Here is a 4,675-nt window from a genome sequence, read left to right on the forward strand (position 1 = left end):
CCGTGTTGAGGGTCTGCCCGTTGGCGGTGGAGACCGCCTCGGTGTCGACGCTGAAGATCGCCATTGTGTGCTCCCTGGGGTCGGAGGGGACGGATGTCCCCACGCTAGGAAGCGGACGGCGGCCGCGCACGGCCGAGCAGGGATCAGGGAGGGAACCGCGCTCCGGCCGGGCTGTGGACGGGGAAGCGGTCAGCCCGCCGCCGGCGCGTCGCCCGCGCGCAGGCGCGGCACCGGACGGGTCTCGGCGAGGCTCAGCTCGTCGTCCGACCGGGGCGCGAGCGGGAACGCGACGCGGAACGTGGCGCCGCCCCCGGGGGTGTCGAGCACCCGCACGGTGCCGTGCAGCGCCTCGACGATCGAGGCGACGATCGCGAGGCCGAGTCCGCTGCCGCCGGTCTCGCGGGCGCGGGAGGAGTCGGCGCGCCAGAAGCGCTCGAAGATCTGGTCGCGGATCGCCTCGGGCACGCCCTCGCCGTGGTCGACGACCGCGATCCAGCCCATCTGCGCGGCGACGTCCACGCCGACCTCGATCTCGATCGGCGAGCCCTCGGGGCTGAAGCGGCGCGCGTTGCCGAGCAGATTGGCGACGACCTGGCGCACCCGGTTCTCCTCGCCCTGCACGATCGGCGGCACGGCGACCGGCCGCATCGACTGCGGCACGGTGAAATCGAGCGCGGGGTAGTCCGCCGGTTCCGACGCGTCCGCGGTCGCCTCGGGATCGGATGTCACGGGCACCTCGCCCGTCATCGGGTCGCCGGGCGCCTTCGGCTTGCGGCGCAGCAGCGACGAGAGGCTCTCTGTCGCGGCCGTGAGCGGGCGCGGCCGTCGGCGCGGGGTCTCGGGGGCCGCGGCGTGCGCGGCTGCGTCGTCGGGCCGGGACAGCGCGATGGGCCCCGTGAGGGCCTCGATCGTGGTGTCCACGACCGTGACGACCCGCCCCGGCTCCGCCACGCGCACGTCGAGCGCCGCGTCCCGCGCGATCGGCCGCAGATCGAGCGGCTGGATGTCCAGCTCGCGCTTCTCGTCCAGGCGCGCGAGGGCGAGGAGATCCTCGACGAGCACGCCCATGCGGATCGCCTCCTTCTCGATCCGCTCCATCGCGCGCGCGGTGTCATCCGGGCCCTGGATGGCGCCCATCCGGTACAGCTCGGCGTACCCGCGCACGCTCACGAGCGGCGTGCGCAGCTCGTGGCTCGCGTCGCCCACGAAGCGGCGCATCTGCCGCACGGTCGCATCACGGTCGGCGATCGCCACGTCGATCCGGTCGAGCATCGTGTTGATCGCCGACTTCAGGCGCCCGATCTCGGTGCGGGGCTCGATGTCGCTCAGGCGCTGGCTGAAGTCGCCGGACGCGATGGACATGGCCGTGGCCTCGACCTGCCCGAACCGCCGGAACGTCAGCGTCACGGCCCACCGCGTCAGCAGCGCACCGCCGATGATCGTGACGATCGCGACGAGGAAGAAGATGCCGAAGTACGTGCCGACGACGTTCTCCACCTCATCCAGCGGCAGCGCGACGATCTGCGTGAAGATGCGGTTGCTGCCCTGGAACTGCTGGACGGCGAACGCGGCGTAGAACTGCGCGCTGTCGTCGGTGGTGCTGGGCAGCTGGATGATCGTGCCCTGGTGCGAGTAGGCGTAGTCCGTGGCGAACGACGCGGGGAAGCGCGGGCGTGGCTGCTCGGGGCCGCGCCCGCCGGCGGTCGCGATGAGCGCGCCGTCCGGCCCGTAGACCGCGACGTAGTAGTCGATGCGCGGAGCGTTCGCCTTCGGTGTGAACTGCCGGCCGTCGCCGCCGTCCGACGAGATGTTGAACAGCTGCTCGCCCACGGCGGTGCCCGCGAGCTGCGTCAGCGACGACTTGATGTTGTTCAGCAGCGACTCCCGCAGGATCGGCACGGTGCCGATTCCCGCGGCCATGAGACCGAGCGCGAGCACGGTCACCGTGACTCCGGTGACCTTCGCCCGCAGGCTGATCCGCCGCCACCAGGTGGTGACAGCGTCGGTCTTCTTCGCCAGGAGGTGCCTCTTTCGGTGGTGCGCCGTGCGCGGCGCGGCGGGGTCAGCCCGCCTTGTCGACCTTCAGCATGTAGCCGAAGCCGCGCTTGGTCTGGATGAGGGACTCGGTCGCGTGCGGGTCGATCTTGCGGCGCAGGTAGGAGATGTAGCTCTCCACGATGCCCGCGTCGCCGTTGAAGTCGTACTCCCAGACGTGGTCGAGGATCTGCGCCTTCGACAGCACGCGATTGGGGTTGAGCATCAGGTAGCGCAGCAGCTTGAACTCGGTCGGGCTGAGATCGATCGCGGCATCGCCGACGTACACGTCGTGCGTGTCCTGATCCATCGTCAGCTCGCCGGCGCGGATCACCTGCTCGTCCTCGGTGTCCTGCATCGTGCGGCGCAGGATGGCCTGGATGCGCGCCACGATCTCGTCGAGGCTGAACGGCTTCGTGACGTAGTCGTCTCCGCCGGCGTTCAGGCCCTTGATCTTGTCCTCGGTCTCGTCCTTCGCGGTGAGGAAGAGGATCGGGGCGGTGAAGCCGTGATCGCGCAGACGCGTCGTGACGCTGAAGCCGTTCATGTCGGGCAGCATCACGTCGAGCACGATCAGGTCGGGCTCCTCCTCGAGCACGGCGGAGATCGTCGCAGCGCCGTTCCCGACGGTCTTCACCTGGAAGCCCGCGAAACGCAGGCTCTGCGAGAGCAGGTCTCGGATGTTGGGCTCGTCATCGACGACCAGGATGCGCGGTGCGGTCATGGCCCCATTATGTCGGTGCGGTCGATGATCCGGCTGGATATCGCTCCGGATCTGCGGAAAGCGAACACGGGGAGTATCCTTTGCGCCGTCTCGCGCCCGGGCGGCGCTGGGCGACGACGATCCCGGAGAGGATCAGCGCAATGCCCGCCAGCTGTGCCGCCCCCAGGATCTCGCCGCCGAGCGTGGCGCCCAGCGTCGTGCCGGTCAGCGGGTTGAGCAGGCCCACCGTCCCGACGAGCCCCGCCGGCAGTCGCGCGATGCCGCCGAACCAGCACACGAACGCGACGCCCGTGGCGAGCAGGCTGACGAAGGCCAGCGCGACGAGCTGCGGCGCCGTGAGCGCGGGCGGCGGTCCCTCTGCCAGCCCGGCCGCGATGGCCAGCGCGGCCCCTCCGGCGAGCAGCTGCCACGCGGTCGTCGCGAGGATCGGGGTGCCGTCCGCCCAGCGCCGTCCGAGGATCGCGCCGAGCGACGACAGCAGCAGAGCGGCCGTCGCCGCGGCAAGTCCGGCGGGAGCGACGCCGCCCGTGTCGCGCCAGACGAGCAGGAGGGTGCCGGCGACGGCGACGAGGGCGCCGACGACGAGCGTCATGCGCGGCCTCTCGCCGACGAGGAGCCAAGCGAAGCCGGCGAGCGCGACGGGGGCCAGTGCCATGACGGACGCGGCGACCGAGGTGGGAAGCAGCTGGGCGCTCAGGTAGACGAGCAGGAAGAAGGCGCCGACGTTGAGGATCCCCAGGACGGCCGAGCGCCACCACCATGCGCCGCGCGGGCGTCGGCGGGCGATGAGGATCAGCAGGATCCCCGCGGGCAGCGCGCGCAGGGCGGATCCCCACAGCGGCGCGTCCGCGGGGAGGAAGTGCCTCGTGACGTAGTAGGTGGCCCCCCAGCACAATGGCGCGATCGCGGTGAGGAGGATCCAACGCCATTTAGCTTCCATGGAAGCGAGTGTAGCTTCCGCGGAAGTAATATGGAGTCGTGAGCGACAACGACGACCGCGTCGCGCGGATCCAGCAGCAGTGGCGGCGCGAACGGCCCGATCTCGACGTTACGCCGATGGGCGTGATCGGCCGGCTGCACCGGCTCGGCGACCTGCTGCGCGAGGAGCTCCTCGCGCTCTATGCCCGGTACGGCCTCGGCGAGGGCGAGTTCGACGTGCTCGCGACGCTGCGCCGGGCGGGCACCCCGTACGAGCTGGCACCGGGCACGCTCGCGCGCCACACCATGGTCACCACGGGCGCGGTGACCAAGCGGCTGGACCGTCTCGAGGCCGCCGGGCTGGTGCAGCGACGCGCGAGCGCGGACGACGCGCGGGGGCGGATCGTGCGCCTCACGGACGCGGGCCGGGACCTCATCGACGAGGCGTTCGCCGCACACATGCGCAACGAGCGCCGCCTGCTCGAGGGTCTCAGCTCCGCCGATCGGGGCGACCTGGAGCGGATCCTCGCGTCCTGGCTCGCGCGGGTCGACGACTGATGCGCCGTCAGGCCGCGATCCGCTCCGCATCGAGGATCGTGTAGCTGTAACCCTGCTCGGCGAGGAAGCGCTGGCGGTTCTGCGCGAAGTCCTGGTCGACCGTGTCGCGTGCGATCAGCGTGTAGAAGCTCGCGGTGTGCTCCGACTGCTTCGGGCGCAGCAGGCGTCCGAGGCGCTGCGCCTCCTCCTGACGCGACCCGAAGGATCCCGACACCTGGATCGCGACCGACGCCTCCGGCAGATCCACCGAGAAGTTCGCGACCTTCGACACCACGAGCAGGTTGATCGTCCCCTCGCGGAACGCCTGGAACAGGCGCTCGCGCTCGTCGACCGGCGTCGATCCGGTGATCTTCGGCGCGTTCAGGGCCTCGGACAGCTCGTCGAGCTGCTCGAGGTACTGCCCGATCACGAGGATCTGCTCGTTCGGGTGCTTCGCGATCA

Annotated in this window: 5 protein-coding genes; 1 reads left to right on the forward strand and 4 read right to left on the reverse strand. The window is 71.0% G+C overall.

What is annotated here, in order from left to right:
- Positions 1-189 precede the first annotated feature (189 nt).
- The 3 genes from RIF89_RS11145 to RIF89_RS11155 all read right to left on the reverse strand — a co-directional run bounded on the left by RIF89_RS11145 (position 190) and on the right by RIF89_RS11155 (position 3,698).
- Positions 190-1,920 (reverse strand): sensor histidine kinase, encoded by a 1,731-nt coding sequence (locus tag RIF89_RS11145; protein WP_375294475.1) that lies wholly within the window; start codon positions 1,918-1,920, stop codon positions 190-192.
- A 142-nt stretch (positions 1,921-2,062) separates the two neighbouring features.
- On the reverse strand, positions 2,063-2,758 hold the full coding sequence (locus tag RIF89_RS11150; RefSeq protein WP_309069182.1) for a response regulator transcription factor: 696 nt from the start codon (positions 2,756-2,758) through the stop codon (positions 2,063-2,065).
- 7 nt (positions 2,759-2,765) lie between these two features.
- Entirely contained in the window at positions 2,766-3,698 is a 933-nt protein-coding gene (locus RIF89_RS11155) for an EamA family transporter (RefSeq protein WP_309069183.1), read from the reverse strand.
- 38 nt (positions 3,699-3,736) lie between these two features.
- Between RIF89_RS11155 and RIF89_RS11160 the strand changes: the two genes are divergently transcribed.
- Positions 3,737-4,234 carry a MarR family transcriptional regulator gene (locus tag RIF89_RS11160; RefSeq protein ID WP_309069184.1) on the forward strand — a complete coding sequence of 166 codons (498 nt, stop codon included), beginning with the start codon at positions 3,737-3,739 and terminating at the stop codon, positions 4,232-4,234.
- 7 nt (positions 4,235-4,241) lie between these two features.
- Here the strand turns inward: RIF89_RS11160 and RIF89_RS11165 are convergent.
- On the reverse strand, positions 4,242-4,675 hold a 434-nt coding region (locus RIF89_RS11165; protein ID WP_309069185.1), incomplete at its 5' end, for a helicase-related protein.

Origin of the sequence: Microbacterium sp., assembly GCF_031178525.1 — a bacterium.
Lineage (GTDB): Bacteria > Actinomycetota > Actinomycetes > Actinomycetales > Microbacteriaceae > Microbacterium.